Raw genomic sequence first — 20,026 nt, forward strand, 5'->3', positions numbered from 1 at the left:
AATTTAAACAATCAACCGAAGCGAATATGATCGTAAAATCTCAGCCAATTTATCTCGACTATCACTCTACAACTCCCGTTGACCCCAGAGTAGCCAACCTGATGCTACATTACATGACCACCGCTTATGGAAATGCCAGCAGCACATAGCTATGGAGATGAAGCCGAACAAGGGATTAAAAAGCCGCCCAACAAATCGCCCAGTTAGTCAACGCTAAACCCAAAGAAATTATCTTTACCTCTGGAGCACAAGAAAGCATTAATCTAGCGATTCAAGGGCATATTTTATCGGTAAATTACCAACAATCTAAACCGCCGCGCATTGCCGTTTCTCCGGTTGGACATAAAGCGGTTTTAGATACTTGTAATGCATTAGCTAAAAAAGGATTAGCGGAAATTATTTATCTGTCAATTGACCAAAAGGGTCGATTAGATTTAGACGAAATTGAACAAATCTGTCGCAGCGGTATTTCTCTACTCTGCGTCATGGCCGCCAATAATGAAATCGGCAATATTTACCCTATATTAGAGATTGGGAAATATAATATCCCTTTTCTCTGTGATGCCTCCCAAACTGTAGGAAAAATCCCGACTAATTTTGTCGCCTCTAATATCACTTATTTAGCCATCTCTGCCCATAAATTATAGGGATCTAAAGGTTCTGGGGCTTTAATCGTCAGAAAAGGAACTCACTTAGAACCGATAATTTTTGGTGGCGGAGATCAAACAAGAATCCGGTCAGGAACTCTGAATTTTCCCGGAATAGTCGGGTTAGGAGAAGCTTGTGAACTGCGACAGTTAGAAATGACCAAAGATGAGGCAAAAATTGCCGATTTGCGCGATCGCCTGCAAAGCTTATTACTAGAAAAAATCCCTGGTTTATTCATTAATGGCGATCGCGCTACTACGAGGATTTATTAAACCGCAGGTGTTAGTTATGTAGTTAGTTATGTAGGGTGGGCAATTGCCCACCCTACGCGGATTTATTAAACCGCAGGTGTTAGTAATTCCCGATCTTTGGCGGGTTGAACGATGACTTTTCCTTCCTCGTTGATATCCACTAAGGCGGTGTCTCCTTCGCTGACGCGACCGGAGAGAATTTCTTCCGCGAGGACATCTTCCAGTAAGCGCATGATCGCCCGACGTAAGGGACGCGCCCCATACGCAGGGTTATATCCTTCTTCGACTAACCGTTCTTTGAAGCGATCGCTGACTGTTAAGGTAATGTCTTTTTCGGTTAACCGTTTGAAGACATCCCGTAACATAATTTCGGCGATTTCTTTGACTTCTTCTTTGGTTAATTGACGGAAGACAATAATCTCGTCCAGACGGTTGAGAAATTCGGGACGGAAGTATTGTTTCAGTTCTTCATTCACCAAGTTGCGAATCCGATTATATTGGGCATCCGCTTGGTTTTCACTGAATTCAAATCCGAGGCCACCGCCACCTTTTTCGATGACTTTGGAACCGATGTTAGAAGTCAAAATAATTAAGGTGTTTTTGAAGTCTACGGTGCGACCTTTGGCATCGGTTAAACGGCCATCTTCGAGGATTTGCAATAGCATATTGAAGATGTCCGGGTGGGCTTTTTCGATTTCATCAAATAGCACCACGGTGTAAGGACGACGACGGACCGCTTCGGTTAATTGTCCGCCTTCGTTGTAGCCTACATATCCCGGAGGAGAACCGATGAGTTTGGAGACGGTGTGCCGTTCCATATATTCGGACATATCTAACCGAATCATGGCTTCTTCAGAACCGAAGAAGTAAGCGGCAAGAGATTTGGTCAGTTCGGTTTTGCCCACCCCGGTCGGCCCAGAGAAGATAAAAGAGGCGATGGGACGGTTGGGGTTTTTCAGTCCGACCCGGGCGCGACGAATGGCGCGGGATACGGCTTTGACCGCTTCGTCTTGTCCGATCATCCGCTGATGCAAGGTGTCTTCCATGTGCATCAGTTTCTCGGATTCGGATTCGGTCAGCTTGTTGACCGGGACGCCAGTCCAGGAGGAGACAATGTGGGCAATGTCTTCTTCGGTGACGACTGGGGCAATTTCCGGGGTTTGGCTGCCGTCTTTCTTTTTGTTTTGCGCGATCGCCCGAATTTGTTCTTTTATTTCCAATTCGCGATCGCGCAGTTCTCCGGCTTTATCGTAGTCTTGAGAACGCACCGCCTCATCTTTTTCTTTCAGGACTTGGCGCAGTTCTTTGTCCAATTCCTTCGCAGCAGGAGGCAACTGGGAGTTAATTAAACGGACTCGGGAACCGGCTTCATCAACTAGGTCAATGGCTTTATCCGGGAGATAGCGGTCGGAAATATAGCGATCGGACAGTTTCGCCGCTGCGTCCAGGGCTTGATCGGAAATTTTCAGTTTATGGTGTTCTTCATAGCGATCGCGCAAACCAAAGAGGATTTCGATCGTTTCTTCTACGGTCGGTTCGCCTACCATCACCGGCTGAAAACGACGTTCCAGGGCGGCATCCCGTTCGATATGCTTGCGATACTCATCCAGAGTGGTTGCCCCAATGCATTGGAGTTCGCCCCGGGCTAAAGCCGGTTTGAGAATATTCGCCGCATCGATCGCCCCTTCCGCTGCCCCAGCCCCAATCAGGGTATGGACTTCATCAATCACTAGGATAATATCTCCCTGAGAGCGAATCTCATCCATAATGCTTTTCAGCCGTTCTTCAAATTCGCCCCGATACTTGGTTCCCGCCACCAGCAAGCCGATATCCAGAGTGACAACCCGCTTGTTTTCCAGGATGTCGGGGATATCTCCCGTGACAATGCGTTGGGCCAGACCTTCGGCGATCGCGGTTTTGCCGACCCCCGGTTCTCCAATCAACACCGGATTATTCTTAGTCCGGCGACCGAGAATTTGAATCACCCGTTCAATTTCTTTCATCCGACCCACCACGGGATCGAGTTTGCCCTCGACGGCCAATTGGGTTAAATTCGTGCCAAACTCGTCCAGAGTGGGAGTTTTTTGTCGGCCTTTGCTGCCACCAGCCCCAGGGGTGACTTCGGCAGTTTCTCCCAGCATCCGAATCACCTCAGTGCGGACTTTGCTCAGGTCAACTCCCAAATTTTCCAACACTCGTGCCGCCACCCCTTCCCCTTCGCGGATCAACCCCAGGAGCAAATGTTCTGTGCCGATATAATTGTGACCTAATTGGCGGGCTTCTTCTAAGGATAGTTCTAAAACCCGCTTGGCGCGAGGAGTGAAGGGAATTTCCACCGCCACGAAGCCAGAACCGCGACCAATAATTTTTTCTACTTCAATCCGGGCATCTTTAAGATTTACCCCCATTGCTTTGAGAACTTTGGCCGCGACCCCAGTTCCTTCTCCAATGACACCCAGTAAGATTTGCTCCGTACCCACGAAGTTATGGCCCAGACGGCGGGCTTCCTCCTGAGCGAGCATAATCACTTTAATTGCTTTTTCTGTGAAGCGTTCAAACATGGCTTTTTTTCCCTCAAGAGACACTTATGGCACTAAATTCCCTGCGAAGGTACAGAGATGACTTTTCATATAGTGCTTTAAATTTAGCTCAAATTACAAGGCGGATTACCTCACTGCTTTTAGATATGTTTACCGAAGGCAAACCTACTTTCCATGAGATCGATCCCTGTTGTGCCACATTATAGAGTCAATTTGTGTTTCTGGGGGCACGAAATCTGAATGGCTGGTTTTTGGTCGTCCAGGGAGAATCCGGCGCCGGGGAGTCAGAGCAGGCGATCGCACCGAGCCTTCCCTTATCCTTACCATAAAACCTGATGAGCTTCTAAGTTTACAGGCAGGAATAAATGCACCACAGACTCCATTAGAAGAAAAACTGTCATTCCCGCGCAGGCGGGAATCCAAAGCTTATCGGCGGGGAACGAAAAGTGCAATTAATTATGTTCACCTACTTATGTGATATTTCTGAATAATAAATCGTTGATTCCTGGTTAATCTATGGCTACACATCAAACATTAAATTTAGGGGATATTCAGCTTTCTTATTGGGAATGGAACCAAGGGAAAGAACCATTGCTGTTGTTGCATGGGTTGGCTAATCATGCCCTGGTTTGGGCAAGTTTGGCCGAATATTTGCGCGATCGCTATCATATTGTGGCGGTGGATATGCGCGGACATGGTGATAGCAGTAAGCCCAAAACTGGCTATACCTTTAAAGAAGCGATCGCGGACTTAGAAGCATTATTAGACCATTTAGGGTGGCAATCTACCCATATCGTCGCTCATTCTTGGTGTGGCAAACTAGCCCCAATTTGGGCAGTAAAATCCCCCCATCTAATTCGCAGCATGGTATTAGTTGACCCGATTTTCATCACCAAAATGCCAGCGGCCATGAAACTCACCTTTCCTATTTTATATCGAGTCTTACCATCCTTAAAAGAAATTGAACCAGTCCCCACATATCAAGCCGCAGAAAACCGCGCCAAAGCATTACCCCTTTATCAAGGATGGAGTCTGGAACAACAACAAATATTTCAAACCGGAATAGAACAAAAACCCGACGGAACTTGGGCAAGTAAATGTACCATTGAAGCCCGAAACGAGATATTTGAAGAAGTAATGCGCGTCCCCGGGCTTACCGAACCGATTCAGATTCCCACTTTATTTGTGCAACCGGAAAAAGGGGTTAATCGGATGGAATGGCAACTCAAACCTTACAAAACGTACTTAAAAAAATTACGCATTTGCCAAGCCCCAGGCAACCATTGGCCATTCTTAGTAGAACCGGCAGCATTTAACCGCATTGTCGAAGAATTTCTAGCCGAACAACAACCCCAGAAACCGGGTTTCTTCAGATAAACTTTGCCACCAACCAACAACTTTTATAGAAACCCGGTTTCTTCTTTGCCGAAGTCAAATAACCCAAAAACCCAACCCCAGAAACCGGGTTTCTTCAGACAACCTTTGCCACCAACCAACAACTTTTATAGAAACCCGGTTTCTTCTTTGCCGAAGTCAACTCCCCAGAAACCGGGTTTCTGCTGTAAATATCAAAGTTATCTGTTTTTAGCGAAAAAGAAACCCGGTTTCTTGAGGTTACTTGCGGGGGTAGAGAAACCGGGTTTCTGTTGTGGATATCAAGGTTATCTGTTTTTAGCGAACAAGAAACCCGGTTTCTTGAGGTTGCTTGCTGGGGTAGAGAAACCGGGTTTCTTTAGACAAACTTTGCCACCAACAAACAAATGTCATAGAAACCCGGTTTCTTTTTTGCCGAAGTCGAAGCGCCAGAAACCCGCTAGAATAAAATAGCCCTTACCCACATCAAGCAGATGAGTCTGTGCATCAACCCCAACTGCCAAAAACCGCAAAACCCTGACAATCAGCTATTTTGCCAAACCTGTGGATCGGAACTTCTCCTCGCAGGACACTACAAAGTCACTCAACTCCTCAGTGACAAAGGAGGTTTTGGCAAGACTTACCAGGTGGAAGATTTATATGACAATAACAAAGTCAAAGTCTTAAAAGTGCTGACTTTGAACGTTGCCAAAGCGGTGGAACTGTTCCAACAAGAAGCAGCAGTTCTCAAGCAACTACGGCATCCAGGAATTCCCCAGGGAGATGGATATATTGAATTTTTTCCCAAAAATAGCCAAAATCCCGTGCATTGTTTTGTGATGCAATATATCGAGGGGATGGACTTAGAAGAATATCTCGGGCAACGGGGGCGTCCCATCGATCAAAAGATGGCTTTAAAGTGGTTGAAAGAAATTGCGGAAATTCTCCAAGTGGTGCATGGAGAGAATTTTTTCCACCGGGATATTAAGCCTTCTAATATTATGCTCCAACCTAATGGCAAGTTGGCCTTAATTGATTTTGGCACAGTCAGGGAAATGACCGGGACTTATATGGCTAAACAAAATAGTGGGGCAATTACGAAAATTAGTTCCGCAGGGTTTACCCCACCGGAACAAGAGAATAACCGGGCAGTTCCCCAGTCGGATTTTTTTGCCTTGGGGCGAACTTTTGTCTATTTGCTGACGGGGAAGCTGCCCACTGACCCGGCAATTTATGATTCCTATAATAATGAGTTAAAGTGGCGGGGGTTTACTAAAGAGATATCGCCACTGTTGGTAGATTTTATTGATGAGTTGATGGCAGGAAAAGCCAGTCAGCGACCGGATAATCCCGGAGTGATTTTACAGAGATTAGCAGAAATAGAATATCAGCTTTATCCGCCACCAAAACCGATACCAAAACCGCAGCCACCAAAACCAAAGACTCAAACAGTTCCTCCTACTCTTGTTTCTCAGCCATTTTTGAGTCGCCGCAAGTTGATTAAAATTGCGGGGTTTGCGGGAGTGGGAATTATGGGAGGGTATGTGTGGCAGGAAGTTTGGTCAGATCCCCCCCAACCCCCCCTTAAAAAGGGGGGGCAAGAAGATTCTCCCCCCGTTTCAAGCGGGGGGCAAGAAGATTCTCCCCCCGTTTCAAGCGGGGGGCAAGAAGATTCTTCCCCCTTTTCAAGGGGGGCAGGGGGGGATCGCTTTTCTTTTACAACGGTGAAAGTAAATGATCGAGGAGAAAAAATTAACTCCGAATCACTGCAAGCAGAATATTCCAGAGAAGACTTAGGTAATGGTGTCACTCTGGATATGGTGGCTATTCCAGGGGGGACATTTATGATGGGTTCCCCAGAAACAGAGAAAGAGAGAAGTAGCAGCGAAGGGTCGCAGCGTTCGGTGACAGTACCCGCTTTTTTTATGGCTAAATACCCCGTGACTCAGCAGCAGTGGCAAGCAGTGATGGGAAATAATCCCTCTAATTTTAAAGGGCTAAATCGTCCGGTGGAAAATGTTAGCTGGAATGATGCAGTGGCATTTTGCCAAAAGTTATCGCAAAAAACGGGTAAAAATTATCGTTTGCCTTCGGAAGCAGAATGGGAATATGCTTGTCGCGCAGGAACTACCACCCCTTTTTATTTTGGGGAAACGATTACTACGGATTTAGCGAATTACGACGGAAACTACACTTATGGTAATGGGCCAGAAGGGGTATATCGTCAGCAAACCACTGATGTAGGCAGCTTTCCGCCCAATGCTTTTGGACTCTACGATATGCACGGGAATGTCTGGGAATGGTGTGCAGACCATTGGCATGAAAATTATAATGGTGCGCCGACCGATGGCAGTGCTTGGACATCTCGGGGAAATTCTAATCTGAGGCTGTTGCGTGGCGGAAGCTGGTACGGCAATCCCAGGCGTTGCCGTTCGGCGCGTCGTTACTTCCGCGATCCGGGCTATCGGGGTCACGATATTGGCTTCCGTTTTGGGATCTCCCTGCCGAGAACTTAATTTCCCTCTGCTCTTTTTCCCTCTTTCCCTCCCCCCTTCGCGCTTTGCGCGAAAAATTTTTTTTTCAAAAATGGCTGCCAACCTTATCCGAAAATAAAATATATCCGCGTTTGTCCCTAAGAAAAGAAACCGGGTTTCTGTGGTGATATCCGCAGTTATCTGTTTTTCGCGAAAAAGAAACCCGGTTTCTGGGGGTTTCTTGCGGGGGTAGAGAAACCGGGTTTCTTTTGTGGATATCCGCAGTTATCTGTTTTTTGCGAAAAAGAAACCCGGTTTCTGGGTCCCAACAGGAGGCGATCGCGACACAAGAAACCGGGTTTCTGTTGTGGATATCCGCAGTTATCTGTTTTTTGCGAAAAAGAAACCCGGTTTCTAGGGGTTACGATAAAAACCTGTAGGGGCGAAGCATTCGGGCAGTTAACTTTAGGGAGAAACGGGGAATTTATTATCCGAATGCTTCGCCCTGGCTTTGGGGTTGGTGGGTTTGTTCACAATATCAGGGCAAAGCATTCGGGTATGAGGTTATTTGGTAAAAGCCGAGATTAACTGCCCGAATGCTTTGCCCCTACAGACTATCCCAGAAACCGGGTTTCTTTATCCGTTGCCAAATCTCAGAAACCGGGTTTATTCAGTAAACCACAATTATCTGTAGGGGTGAGGCATTTTAAATATCATTTTAAATATACCGAACCTGATTTTGCATCTCATCTGAGGTCACTTGATTGAGAATAATTAGTAATCGTTGGGCAATTTCTTGGGGAGAACGACGAACCGCAAAAATGACACCATAATGCATCTGCCCTGAATCAAAATAAGCTTGTACCAGCGATTCAAAGTCAGTTCTATTGTGAGTAATCATAGTTCTTTCTTGACTGACAGCATAGGCAAATTGCTCGGCATCAGTAGCATGAAGTTGTTCGGCATCTCTGGCAGTAATAGCATCAAATCCTCTGGCTTGCAGCAATTCTGCCACCAAGACATTAACATCTTCATCTAAGTACAAACGAATAAATAAACTATTCACAATACTATTCACAAATCTCTCACTAATGGATCAATCAGTTCATCGGGAATGCGGTTTTGCTCGATATAACGATTAATTTCCGCTTGATGATCGCTGTAGTAAGTTAATGCGCCAAAAACTTGTGCTAAAGTTAAATGAGGCATTCCTTTGGAAATTTCTTCTGGTGCGACACCCATGCGCCAAGTTTCTACAATTGCTCTAACGGGTGTACGAGTGCCTCGGACAATTGGTTCTCCGTGCAAAATCTCATCATCTCGTACAATGTAAAGATACTCTGTTGCTTGAACCATGATTACCTTCAAAATTCATAAATTATTGATGGGTTAAGGCTCGGTTTTAATTCGCTTTTGAAACCCTAAATTTAGGGCAAGCTAACGCACCATACCACTGGCATTTTTATTTTACCATAAAAACTATCCCAGAAACCGGGTTTCTGTTATATCCGCAGTTATCTGTTTTTTGCGAAAAAGAAACCCGGTTTCTGGGGGTTGCTTGCGGGGGTATAGAAACCGGGTTTCTTTAGACAACCTTTGCCACCAACTAACAAATTTTATAGAAACCCGGTTTCTTCTTTGCCGAAGTCGAATAACCCAAAAACCCAACCCCAGAAACCGGGTTTCTGTTATATCCGCAGTTATCTGTTTTTCGCGAACAAGAAACCCGGTTTCTTTGTCCGCTAAATTAATTCACTAGGAGTCATAATGCGGGGAGTTTCTACGGGAAAATCCTGGGGATTTCGGGTGACAATAACTTCTAATTGATTCACCACTGCCGTTCCATATTGAATAGCATCTTCAAAATCCGCAAAATTTGCCGATAAAGCCACCCGAATTGCTTCATCATTCACCGTAGCAATTTGGCAAACGTTGACTAACCAGTTTAAAAAATCTATAGTCCAGTCTTTGCCTCTTGCTTTACGAACGATATAATAAATGTCGCTCAAAATAGAAGGGGAAACATATCCTTCAATTTCTTTTTGTTCCACCTTTAATAAAACTTGTTGACTTGCAGCAAAATAAGGCTGACGTTCTACGGCTACATCTACAATTACATTGGTATCGAGTAAAACTTTCATAGGTCGTATTTTTCCTTGAGGGCTTCCCATCGTGCTTCATCTGGATTAAAATCTGGGGGAACGGGTGGGGCATTATCTAATAAATCCCGCAATGATTTCAGTTTAGATGCCGGTTTTTTTGGCTGTTCTGCTGATGGTTCGGGGGCTGACCCGTTAGGTTCTGGATTTGCTGTCACCGATCGCAATAAAATAATTTCTACTTCTCCTGGGGGAATATTCAGCGGTTCCGCTAAAATTAAATTACCGGCGCGATCGATGGTTCCTGTGGTTTTGTAAGCTTGCATATTTTATCTCCTTATTTTACCTTCTATTGTAGCACTTGGGGGTAGAGAAACCGGGTTTCTGTTCTGGAAATGTAGGGGCGAATGCGAGAACGCCCCTACTGTTTTTAGCGAAAAAGAAACCCAGTTTCTGGGGTGTTGCAGGGGGTTGCTTGCGGGGGTAGAGAAACCGGGTTTCTGGGGTGGATATCCACAGTTATCTGTTTTTAGCGAAAAAGAAACCCGGTTTCTGGGGGTTACGATAAAAACCTGTAGGGGCGAAGCCATGCCGAAGGCTTTATGCTTTGCCCCTACAGACTATCTCAGAAACCGGGTTTCTGTTGTGGAAATGTAGGGGCGAATGCGAGAACGCCCCTACTGTTTTTTGCGAAAAAGAAACCCGGTTTCTTGAGGTTTCTTGGGGTTTCTCTATCTTATATCTGATTTACTCTCAATAATTCCCTCCGCTTCTAATACCATATTCCGCAATCCTGAAATCATTGAATCCGGCGCATTTTGCCATAAACCCCGTTCTTTTGCTTCTAACAACCGTTCCGCCATATCCCGCAATGCCCAAGGATTTTTCTGCTGGATAAAATCCTGCACTTTCTCATCAAAAATATAGGCATTTGCTACCCCTTCATACATATAGTCTTGCACGCAATTTGCTGTAGCATCGTAGGCAAATAAATAGTCTACAGTCGCGGCAATTTCAAACGCCCCTTTATATCCGTGACGCATTACCCCAGCGATCCATTTGGGATTAATTACTCGCGATCGATACACCTTGGCAATTTCTTCCCGCAATTGTCGCACTTTCGGTTTTTCGGGAATGGAATTATCCCCAAAATAAGTTTGCGGATTTTTGCCGGTGACAGACCGAACCGCTACCGTTAAACCTCCTTGAAATTGATAGTAATCATCGGAGTCTAATAGGTCATGTTCGCGGTTATCTTGGTTATGTAATACTATTTGCATTTCTTTTAACCGCTGGTTAAATGCTTCGGGGGCAGAATGCCCTTCCACATTGCCAGTAGAAGTGCCCGTATAAGCATAGCTACTCCAATTAATATAAGCCCGGGCTAAGTCTTCATCAGTTAACCAGTTTTGTTCTTCAATTAACCCTTGCAGTCCAGCCCCATAAGCCCCCGGTTTACTACCAAAAACCCGATAGTGCGATCGCGCCTTTGCCTGTTCTGAATTAAGTCCTAATTCTTGCCAAATTTTAGTTTCTGTTTGTACTTGAAAAGCCAAAGGATTTTGGTCTGCGGGTTCCTCCAAACTTGCCACCGCATTTACTGCGCGATCGTATAAATCAATCAAATTCGGAAAGCCATCCCGGAAAAAACCAGAAATTCTTAAAGTCACATCAACCCGAGGACGACCTAACACCGATAAAGGGATAATTTCTATATCCACTACCCGACGAGAAGGGCCATCCCAAACCGGACGAACGCCTAATAATGCTAACGCTTCGGCAATATCATCTCCCCCGGTTCGCATGGTGGAAGTTCCCCAAATTGATAACCCTAAAGTTTTGGGATATTCGCCATTTTCTTGAGTATAACGTAAGATGACTTCATCCGCCGCTTTGCGGCCAATATCCCAAGCGGTTTCTGTGGGAATAGCGCGAATATCTACGGAGTAAAAATTGCGTCCGGTGGGCAATACTTCCGGTCTGCCTCTGGTGGGAGCACCAGAAGCCCCACTAGGCACATATCCGCCATTTAATCCATGTATTAATTGGCTAATTTCTTGCGGAGTTTCTTGTAGGGCTGGAAAGAGAAACTGGCGAATCCAGTTTAATTCTTGTTCCGTGGATTTTCCCGGTATTTTTGATAATTTTATTTGGCGATTATCCTGTAGGGGCGATTCGCGAATCGCCCCTACATTTAGGGTAAAATTAGAATCTGTTAGGGGCGATTCGCGAATCGCCCCTACATGGTTTTTAATCACCTGTTCGACTAATTCGGCGGCGATATTTTCTAACTGTTCGATCGCTTCTCCAATATGCCCATATTGGGGATGGATGAAAGCGGGATCGACGGTTAACGGGTCAAAATCTAGCCCTAAATCTTCTGCTAATGCACGAGTTAATCCCAGACGACCCACACCAGGACAACGGGCGATCGCGACGATTAAATCTCGTAATTGTCTGCCTTGGGGACATTGACCAAATATATGCAGCCCATCGCGAATTTGTGCCTCTTTTAACTCACAGAGATATCCGTCTAAATTGGCAATAATATCGGTAATTTCATCATCCTTAGTGGCGGATTTTGACTGATTTACATTATTATTATCCGATAAAGATAACTCCTGGTGTAAATTTTGGTCAAAAATCAACTTACTGAGGCGATCGCGAATAATTGAAACCCGTTTTGGGTCTAAATTTTGGGCTTCGTAATACTCATCAATCAATCTTTCCAATTCCAACAGCGGCCCATACAACTCAGCGCGAGTCATTGGTGGGGTTAAATGGTCGATAATCACCGCCTGGGCGCGGCGTTTTGCCTGGGAACCTTCCCCTGGGTCATTGACAATAAACGGATATAAATTTGGCCAAGGCCCAAGGGCAATTTCGGGATAACAATTTTCCGATAAAGCTACCCCTTTACCCGGTAGCCATTCTAAATTTCCATGTTTGCCGATATGCACCATTGCATCAGCCTGAAAATGCTGTTTTAGCCAATAGTAGAACCCTAAATAATGATGAGTCGGTTCTAAATCCGGTGCATGATAATTGAAACTAGGGTCAAGGTCATAGCCTCTAGAGGGTTGAATTCCCACAAAGATATTCCCCAACTGAATCCCAGAAATGGGAATATCACTATTTAATATAGTCTCTGGATTTTGCCAGCGATCGCTAATTTGGGCTTGCACTTCTGGCGGCAATGTGCTAAAATAATTCTGATACTCTCCCTGGGGTAACTGTTGCCAAACCGGGCGAAATGTTTGCCCTTCTGGGTCATTAGTAATCCCCGTAGTTAGTCGAGTAATTAACTCATCTCCATCAGCGGGAATATCGCTGACAAAATAACCCGCTTTTTGCAAAGCTTTGAGGATTTCCACACAGCTTGCGGGGGTATCCAAACCCACCCCATTCGCTAAACGACCATCACGGGTGGGATAATTAGCTAAAATTAAAGCAATTCGGCGTTTTTCTGGAGGAGTTTGCCGCAATTTTGCCCAATTTTTTGCCAAGTCAGCCACAAATTCAATGCGATCGCGCACCGGCTGATAAACTACCACGGGAGTTTCAATATTATTATCCTGAGTTTGGACTAATTTAAAAGAAATTGCCCGACTAATAATCCGTCCATCTACCTCTGGCAATGCCACATTCATCGCCAAATCGCGAGGGGAAAGTCCTTGAAATCCCGATCGCCATTGTTCCTCAGTGCCACTACTCAAAATAACTTGCAAAACTGGCACATCAAGCTGTTGCCAAAATGAGATATTATTTGATGATTTAGTATAATTTTGATCGTTAGACTGAGAATGAGACTGAGAATTACACTGAGAACTAGACACAGACTCTTGAGCGATCGCAAATCCGGTAGTATTCAAAATAACTTGAATATCTTGAAAATAAGATAAAATTTCGGCTTGCACATCGCGATCGCGCAAGGAAGAAACAAACAAAGGCACCGGGTCTAAACCTCTTTTAGCCAATGCCGCACAAAGGGCATCAATGGGGGCCATATTCCCCGCCAAATAATGAGCACGATAAAATAAAATGCCTATTTTAGAGGCAAGAAACGGGGCAAGAAACCGGGTTTTTTGAAAAAACCCGGTTTCTGAGGTTTCGGCAAGATCCCCGGTTTTTTCAAAAAACCGGGGATCTAAAAACCCGATATCTGGATTTGTTGACAGCCAATCATATCGACCCACCCTGGGCACCGAAACCGGCGCCGGAGGTTGATAATTTTTGCCCAAACAATTGTCAGCAATAAATTTCAGGGCATTCCGGGTATTTTCCACCCCGCCCTCGGTCAAATAGCGCCAAACTTGGTTAACCACCCGCAGGGGAACCGTGGAATGACCCATTAAATCTGGATCCGGGCGATCGTCTCCCGGCAACACGATCAAATAGCCGCCGGTTTGTTCCACCGTTGCTTTCACCACTTCCAACCCATAAGACCAATAAGCGCGACCCCCCAGCAGCCGCAAAATAATCGCCTCAGCCTTAGCCAAAACCTCCTCAGCATAAGTATCAATACTCAACTGCTGCTGAAGCTGTAACAAATTCGTCACCCGTAACCCAGGGAAATCCTTGGGCAATTGGGTGATAGCGGCAGAAAACACTTGAATATCCGTATCCGCAGCAGTGAGGAACACCACTGGCGCCGGGGTTTGTTCCACAAAAATGACCCCTTCCGTTTCAGAATTCCAGCCTCCGGGAATTGCAGCGAGACGGTGCATAATAATTGAATCTCCGAAAGTACAGCAATTCAGTTTAGACCATTTTTGCTGAAGCGGTAGAAAGGAGAAAGGGAAACCAGGTTTTTTCGCGATCGAGAATTTGGCAAAAACAAGAAAAAATCTGGTTTCTGGGACAAAGACCCCAGACAGATGTGGATAAGTCCTAATTTCTGAAATCTGACCAAAATATTAAAACTTTAGATAGATTTTTAGATTTTTCTGGATCGATATGGTATATTAAACAGCCAAAATTTACTAAAAACTACTCTGTGATACTCAGAACCCAAACAGGAACTACAATTAATCTGTATAATCTATAATAGACATTCATCCATCCCATTTACTCGCACTCAAATTAATTCTTTAGGAATAAGTCAGCCATTATCGAAGCGAAATCATTGGCGAAATCATCCCTCGACGGTTATATAAATTTAGAATAACTTAATAAATATTAAGGTTTTTTTGCGATCGCCTAAGCTACAATCATTCATTAAATAAAATTATTTGGTGCTATAATCAATCCAGGTTAAATTTTTCATGGCCTAAATATATGACTTAAAAATTAAAATTTATGAATTATTAATGCTAACCATAATAAAAATCAATCCCGGAAATTTTTAAGTTAATTATTTTTTTAGATTTTTGCCAGGGTTTGAGAAACTATTCTTTATGGTGTTTTCGCTTTAAATGTAAAATAAGATCGTTTTTGAGATATGCTAGATTTCGAGATAAGTTGTGAATTAAGTGGTGATGTAATCCCTCGGTTGTTCCGGGCTTTTGAGGAAATGATTTCCCCTCTAAATGCTTTATGGATTAGGGAACATTTGGCGTGTGATTTAGTGGCGACGGTCACCGCAACAAAATGTGAAGATTTTACTTTATTTTTGTCAGAAAAATTTAAAGCCCTAGTCTTGATTGGTGAAAAATCATCCGCCACCAGCCACCCAAGACAGCGAATTCAGATCGGTTTAACTTTTGAAACCGAGGCGATCGCGAGTTTTTGTAATCAATTAAGCAGTTTATCAGACTTATCCGGCGATCGCATAGCCGAAATAAAAGCAGCCTGTCAGCCCCTTGAACCCAACGATGCTAAAATCCAAAGTCAATTTACGATCCGCTTACTAGAACTTATCTCCAGCGAGGGAGCGAGCGAAGCCGAAACATCGCTGCTGAGTTATGAAAATGAATATCCATATGTGTCAATTTGTCAACCAATTGAAAATGCCTTACAGCAACAGATTAAACAAGAAAAACTCCTGTATCAAGTCACCACTCAAATTCGCCAAAGCCTAGAATTACCAGTTATTTTGTCAACAGCGGTTGAAGAAGTGCGGCGGTGTTTAGATGTGGATCGACTTTTAATCTATGAATTCGCTCAAAACCACCTACTTAAAAACTCAGACAAGTCATGCAAAAAAGAGCATTCGGCTGTCCCACCGAGTCAGACCGAATCTAATCATTATTGGGGTTGCACAACCTATGAATCGAGAACCTCATCAGAGATTCCTTCGATTCTAGAGTTAGAATTGCAAAACGATTTAGTCTCCCATTTAGACTTAAACAATATAACATCTAACCCATTGACTTTAGCCATTAGTGATATTAATATCGCCTATAAAAATCAAAAAAAATTATTAGAATTTATGCAAAAAGCTCAGGTGAAGTCTGAGCTATTGTTGCCAATTGTGGTCGAGGAAAAACTTTGGGGTCTCCTGATTGCTCATCAATGTTCTACAATTCGTGAATGGCAAGAAAACGATCGGCGATTTCTCCGAGATATTGCCGATCATTTGGCGATCGCTATTAGTCAAGCCTTGCTATATCGTCAGCTACAGGAACACAAACAAATTTTAGAAGAAAGATTTCACCATCAGAACCAAGACCTACGGGATGCCTTGATTGCCGCCGAAGCAGCCAGCCGATCTAAAAGTGAATTTTTGGCGGCGATGAGTCACGAATTGCGGACTCCTTTAACTTGCGTAATCGGGATGTCTTCCACCTTGCTCCGTTGGTCATTTGGTCAACTGAGTGATAAGCAACGCCATTATCTAAAAACCATCCATGATAGCGGCGAACATCTCCTAGAATTGATTAATGATATCCTGGAAATTTCCCAACTCGAAGCGGGCAACGCTGTGTTAAATCTGCAAAAAATTTCTTTAATTCAAATGGCGGATCAAATGTTGAGTAAAATGTCAGAAGAAGCCCGTGATAGCGAAATTTCTTTACAGAGAGACTTTCAGCTTAAACCAGAAGAAGACCAGCTAATTGCTGATTCCCGGCGAATTCAACAAATTTTTTATAACTTATTAAGTAATGCCATAAAATTCACGCCTGCTGGAGGCAAAGTGACTGTCAGAGTTTGGCGAGAATCTCATCATATGATTTTGCAAGTTGAAGATACCGGGGTTGGCATTTCTCCAGAGCATAGACCGCTGATTTTCAATAAATTTCAACAGTTAGACAGTTCATATCATCGCCGATATGAAGGAACGGGACTTGGTTTGGCTTTAACCAAACAACTCGTAGAACTACATGGCGGTTGGATTAATGTCACTTCAGAAGTGGGATTTGGGTCAATTTTTACCGTAGGATTACCCATTAAAAAATTTAACCATAATCCATCGGTCAGCGACATGGAAATGAATCATAATCCCCTAGGGGGAATTGTTTTAATTGAAGAAGATGAAGAAACTGCCACATTTTTTTGTGACTTGCTCACCAATGCTGGTTATCAAGTGGTTTGGCTGGTTGATGCCATTCATGCTCTAATGAATATAGAAGTGTTACAACCTAAATTAGTGATTATTGATACTCCTTTATCGGACATTGAAGATTGTGAACTCATCGAAGAGTTACGCAGCAACGACTCAACCAGTTTATTAAAAATATTAGTATTAATGAGTCCTGAGTTGCTCCCAGAAGATTTGACAAATTTTTGGGAAGCTGGGGCTGATGACTATTTACTTAAACCCATTAATCCAGAGTTTTTTATAAATAAAATAAAGGCTTTTTTTGCAAGTTAATTTTATGGAGATGGGGAATGTTTTTGAGGGGATATTACGGCGGTACAATATGACAGGTTCACCGAAGAGTAACATCCGGCGAAAACGCCCCTTTTTGCCCTCGTCCGATTCCACTTCCTTTAGCCTACCGGCAACCAAATAGTAGTTAAAGAGGCGATCGCGCCTCTGGATCCGATCAAAGCGGCATCGCGCTTTTTAAAGTATAGGGAAGTGGTGCGATCGCGCCTCACCACCTTCCGATATTTTCTCAGCAATATATTATGCTTAAACTAGACAGTATGTTAACGGTCAAGCCTGAACATCAGTTAGTTGAGTTATGAACAAGATTCAAAATTTCTGATGGTTTCAAAGGATTTACTTTTGGGATTCCCTGAAAATGAGTAATATTGTAAGTAGCCAAATAATCAATTTTGTAAACATCAAAGCCGCTATCCGAATATCGAATATTTTAGCTGAAGTGATGTTATGATTTACTGCTAACTCTAAGACTTTTTATACTCTCTCTTCAGTAGAATAAAGAATTTCAAAATTACTGTTCAAAATTCTGGCTAAAATAAGTAGCTTGAATTAATTCTTTTCTATCCAAAAATAAATTTTTTTCATATATTTTTTCCCGATTCAGATATTCGTCTTTAACTCCTAACTGAAATGTAGGAAAAGGATATGTTTTCTGTGGTTTGATGGCAATTGAAACATCTACTTCATCACCTTCTCGGAGATTTTCCGGCAAGGGTTCTATGAGAATAATGGTTTGTCCTTGTATGTAGCCTTTCATGGGGTTGAGGATATGATAAGGTTTAACTTCTATGATTATAGAACAGAATTTACCAGCGATCGCGCCTATAAGATGGAAGGGCAAAGCATTCGGGTAATTATTTTAACTGTGAAAACGCGATTAACTGCCGGTAAGGGCAAAGCATTCGGGTAAAAAATTACCTGTAAAAACCGAGAATTAGCTGCCCGAATGCTTTGCCCCTACACCCCTACTATCCTACCTCAGCAATATCGTCCATCAACAATCAACCAACAACAAACAACAAACAACCAACAACAATCAACAATTAACTATCGCCCTAACTTTTGCCGCACACGGTCTACAAAAATATCCACTTCTTCTAACTTTAATTGGGTGGCAATTAAGGCAAACACCCCTAAACCTCCTAAACCCGCGATCGCTAATTCTAAAATCACAATTAGAAAACCCTGAGTGCCTAAAATTTGCTCAATACCCCACAAGATGCCCCAACTGGCAGCCCCGGCAACGAAACTGGCAGCAGTTAAAGAGGCGATCGCGCCACTCCAACTTAAAATCGGCAACCCATTTAATTTCCGATCTAGCAACCACAACAATGCCACCATTGAGGTAATATTCACCCCAACTGTTGCCAAGACCAAACCCGGTGCGCCAAAGCTTTGGACTAATAAATAATCCAGCACCCCGTTAAGGAAAATATTTACCATACTGACGCGAAACGGCGTTTCCCCATCTCCCAGGGCATAAAACACGCGCACCACCACATCACGACCGAGATAAAAAAACATCCCCACCCCATAAGCCATCAACATGGGGGCGACAAATGCCGAAGCTTCTGGATTAAATGCCCCCCGTTCATACACCACCCGGACAATGGGCACTGCCAAAACAATCATTAAAATGCCCATTGGTAGCATGGTAATTCCCGTTAACACTAACCCTTGGCGAATGCGGTCTTTTAATTCCGGCCAATTTTGCGGGTCAGCTAACCGGGAAAACACCGGCATCAAGGGCACCAACAGCATATTAGAAATAATTCCTAACGGGGTTTGCACTAATAAACCGGCATAACCCAACGCGGCAGCCGCTTGAGGAATAAACGAGGCAAACCATAAATCCGTATAAACGTTAATATGCAGCATCCCGGAGGAAAGGGTGGCCGGACCCATTACCTGCATGACTTCTTTCACTCCCGGACGGTTAAATTCAAACCGTGGCCGCACGGTGCCCAAACCGCTACGCCATTGGGCAATTAACTGGACTAACCATTGCAAAATTGCCCCAGCGAGGGTGCCCCAAGCCAAGACTCTACCACCGAGTAAGGCATATTCTGGGGCAGTAATTTGGCTACCGAGATCCAAGGCTAAAATCCCGATCGCGCCAATTAAGGCCACACTAGAAAATAGGGGACTAATGGAGGGCAACCAATATTGATCCGCAGCGTTTAATGTGCCAAAGCCAATGCCAATTAAACCCGCTAACATGGCCAACGGTGCCATAATTCTAAATTGTTCAATGGCAATATCTTTGGTCATTTGTAGGGTTTGAAAATTTTCCGGGGTCATGCCCTGGGCTAATGCTTGGGCTTCGGTAATATTCAATCCGGGCGCTACCAAAGTCATCAGGGGTTCGGCAAATATGACTAAGGCGATCGTGACCACCAGCAATAAGCTAGTGACTAAGGTATTAATGGTTTCCACCAATGGTCCGGCTTCTTCTTTGTCCCGCTTCGCCAATACACTGATGATGGCACTGTGAAATGGGCCATTAATTCCACCGAGGAGGATTAACAAAAATCCGGGAATTACATAGGCGTAATTATAGGCATCGAAGGCGGCGCCTACCCCAAAAGCAGCGGCGATCGCTACTTGACGGACTAAGCCAAAAACTTTACTAATCAATGTGGCTATGGCCACAATTCCGGCAATTCCCGCTAAAGAACGAGCGGCTTTTTTTTGTTCAGACACGAATGGTTACGAGTTCCTATAGTGGTTTCCCTTATTTAAGCGTTAATTGGCAGTATTCTGATGGGTGAAGGGAGAAATGTTTATGATTAGTAATGTGATATGAATTACTCTTGGGGTTTTATTATATAGATATAGGGCGTTGTCCGACTTGGCGGTTTATGATATCTTCTCTGTGGAGCGAATGCCT

Annotated in this window: 13 protein-coding genes and 1 pseudogene; 5 read left to right on the forward strand and 9 right to left on the reverse strand. The window is 44.0% G+C overall.

Going from position 1 to position 20,026, the window contains the following annotated elements; translation table 11 throughout:
- Positions 1-26: 26 nt before the first annotated feature.
- Together ABWT76_RS04075 and ABWT76_RS04080 are read left to right on the forward strand one after the other, a co-directional pair.
- The gene (locus ABWT76_RS04075; RefSeq protein ID WP_255353242.1) at positions 27-149 is read left to right on the forward strand and encodes a hypothetical protein; all 123 of its coding nucleotides are present in this window, start codon (positions 27-29) and stop codon (positions 147-149) included.
- 45 nt (positions 150-194) lie between these two features.
- Positions 195-920 (forward strand): annotated as a pseudogene (locus ABWT76_RS04080) (cysteine desulfurase family protein).
- A gap of 65 nt (positions 921-985) precedes the next feature.
- On the opposite strand, the gene ABWT76_RS04085 reads toward ABWT76_RS04080, so the two are convergent.
- Entirely contained in the window at positions 986-3,460 is a 2,475-nt protein-coding gene (locus ABWT76_RS04085; RefSeq protein WP_354635676.1) for an ATP-dependent Clp protease ATP-binding subunit, read from the reverse strand.
- A 495-nt stretch (positions 3,461-3,955) separates the two neighbouring features.
- On the opposite strand from ABWT76_RS04085, the gene ABWT76_RS04090 reads away from it, so the two are divergent.
- Together ABWT76_RS04090 and ABWT76_RS04095 are read left to right on the forward strand one after the other, a co-directional pair.
- A complete protein-coding gene (locus ABWT76_RS04090) occupies positions 3,956-4,816 on the forward strand; it encodes an alpha/beta fold hydrolase (protein WP_054467648.1) in 861 nt (286 codons plus the stop codon).
- Positions 4,817-5,286: 470 nt separating this feature from the next.
- Positions 5,287-7,308 (forward strand): bifunctional serine/threonine-protein kinase/formylglycine-generating enzyme family protein, encoded by a 2,022-nt coding sequence (locus ABWT76_RS04095; protein ID WP_354635677.1) that lies wholly within the window; start codon positions 5,287-5,289, stop codon positions 7,306-7,308.
- Positions 7,309-7,984: 676 nt separating this feature from the next.
- On the opposite strand, the gene ABWT76_RS04100 is transcribed toward ABWT76_RS04095, so the two are convergent.
- From ABWT76_RS04100 to cobN, 5 genes are all read right to left on the reverse strand, one after another.
- Positions 7,985-8,332, reverse strand: coding sequence for a DUF5615 family PIN-like protein (locus ABWT76_RS04100; protein WP_190879945.1), 348 nt, complete (start codon positions 8,330-8,332; stop codon positions 7,985-7,987).
- Between the two features lie 8 nt (positions 8,333-8,340).
- Positions 8,341-8,622: a DUF433 domain-containing protein gene (locus ABWT76_RS04105; RefSeq protein ID WP_054467654.1), complete on the reverse strand. Its 282-nt coding sequence runs from the start codon at positions 8,620-8,622 to the stop codon at positions 8,341-8,343.
- Between the two features lie 386 nt (positions 8,623-9,008).
- Entirely contained in the window at positions 9,009-9,407 is a 399-nt protein-coding gene (locus ABWT76_RS04110) for a PIN domain-containing protein (protein ID WP_354635678.1), read from the reverse strand.
- The gene (locus tag ABWT76_RS04115) at positions 9,404-9,691 is read right to left on the reverse strand and encodes a hypothetical protein (protein WP_354635679.1); all 288 of its coding nucleotides are present in this window, start codon (positions 9,689-9,691) and stop codon (positions 9,404-9,406) included. Before ABWT76_RS04115 ends, ABWT76_RS04110 begins: the two co-directional genes overlap by 4 nt.
- A 405-nt stretch (positions 9,692-10,096) precedes the next feature.
- On the reverse strand, positions 10,097-14,092 hold the full coding sequence (gene cobN / locus ABWT76_RS04120) for a cobaltochelatase subunit CobN (RefSeq protein ID WP_354635680.1): 3,996 nt from the start codon (positions 14,090-14,092) through the stop codon (positions 10,097-10,099).
- Positions 14,093-14,805: 713 nt separating this feature from the next.
- On the opposite strand from cobN, the gene ABWT76_RS04125 reads away from it, so the two are divergent.
- Entirely contained in the window at positions 14,806-17,118 is a 2,313-nt protein-coding gene (locus ABWT76_RS04125) for a GAF domain-containing hybrid sensor histidine kinase/response regulator (RefSeq protein WP_082348931.1), read from the forward strand.
- 119 nt (positions 17,119-17,237) lie between these two features.
- Here ABWT76_RS04125 and ABWT76_RS04130 read toward each other — a convergent pair whose 3' ends face one another.
- The 3 genes from ABWT76_RS04130 to murJ all read right to left on the reverse strand — a co-directional run bounded on the left by ABWT76_RS04130 (position 17,238) and on the right by murJ (position 19,839).
- Positions 17,238-17,372 (reverse strand): hypothetical protein, encoded by a 135-nt coding sequence (locus ABWT76_RS04130; RefSeq protein WP_255353221.1) that lies wholly within the window; start codon positions 17,370-17,372, stop codon positions 17,238-17,240.
- A 275-nt stretch (positions 17,373-17,647) separates the two neighbouring features.
- Positions 17,648-17,977, reverse strand: a complete 330-nt coding sequence (locus ABWT76_RS04135) for a hypothetical protein (protein ID WP_354635681.1) — start codon at positions 17,975-17,977, stop codon at positions 17,648-17,650.
- A gap of 206 nt (positions 17,978-18,183) precedes the next feature.
- Positions 18,184-19,839 carry a murein biosynthesis integral membrane protein MurJ gene (gene murJ, locus ABWT76_RS04140; RefSeq protein ID WP_354635682.1) on the reverse strand — a complete coding sequence of 552 codons (1,656 nt, stop codon included), beginning with the start codon at positions 19,837-19,839 and terminating at the stop codon, positions 18,184-18,186.
- Between the last annotated feature and the right edge of the window lie 187 nt (positions 19,840-20,026).

The sequence above is a fragment of the Planktothricoides raciborskii GIHE-MW2 genome (genome assembly GCF_040564635.1).
In the GTDB taxonomy this organism is placed as follows: domain Bacteria; phylum Cyanobacteriota; class Cyanobacteriia; order Cyanobacteriales; family Laspinemataceae; genus Planktothricoides; species Planktothricoides raciborskii.

Excerpts from the sequence above, each read along its gene's own strand:
- ABWT76_RS04075 (WP_255353242.1), top strand. The coding sequence starts at position 27 with ATGATCGTAAAATCTCAGCCAATTTATCTCGACTATCACTCTACAACT.
- ABWT76_RS04085 (WP_354635676.1), bottom strand. The coding sequence starts at position 3,460 with ATGTTTGAACGCTTCACAGAAAAAGCAATTAAAGTGATTATGCTCGCT.
- ABWT76_RS04090 (WP_054467648.1), top strand. The coding sequence starts at position 3,956 with ATGGCTACACATCAAACATTAAATTTAGGGGATATTCAGCTTTCTTAT.
- ABWT76_RS04095 (WP_354635677.1), top strand. The coding sequence starts at position 5,287 with ATGAGTCTGTGCATCAACCCCAACTGCCAAAAACCGCAAAACCCTGAC.
- ABWT76_RS04105 (WP_054467654.1), bottom strand. The coding sequence starts at position 8,622 with ATGGTTCAAGCAACAGAGTATCTTTACATTGTACGAGATGATGAGATT.
- ABWT76_RS04110 (WP_354635678.1), bottom strand. The coding sequence starts at position 9,407 with ATGAAAGTTTTACTCGATACCAATGTAATTGTAGATGTAGCCGTAGAA.
- ABWT76_RS04115 (WP_354635679.1), bottom strand. The coding sequence starts at position 9,691 with ATGCAAGCTTACAAAACCACAGGAACCATCGATCGCGCCGGTAATTTA.
- cobN (WP_354635680.1), bottom strand. The coding sequence starts at position 14,092 with ATGCACCGTCTCGCTGCAATTCCCGGAGGCTGGAATTCTGAAACGGAA.
- ABWT76_RS04125 (WP_082348931.1), top strand. The coding sequence starts at position 14,806 with ATGCTAGATTTCGAGATAAGTTGTGAATTAAGTGGTGATGTAATCCCT.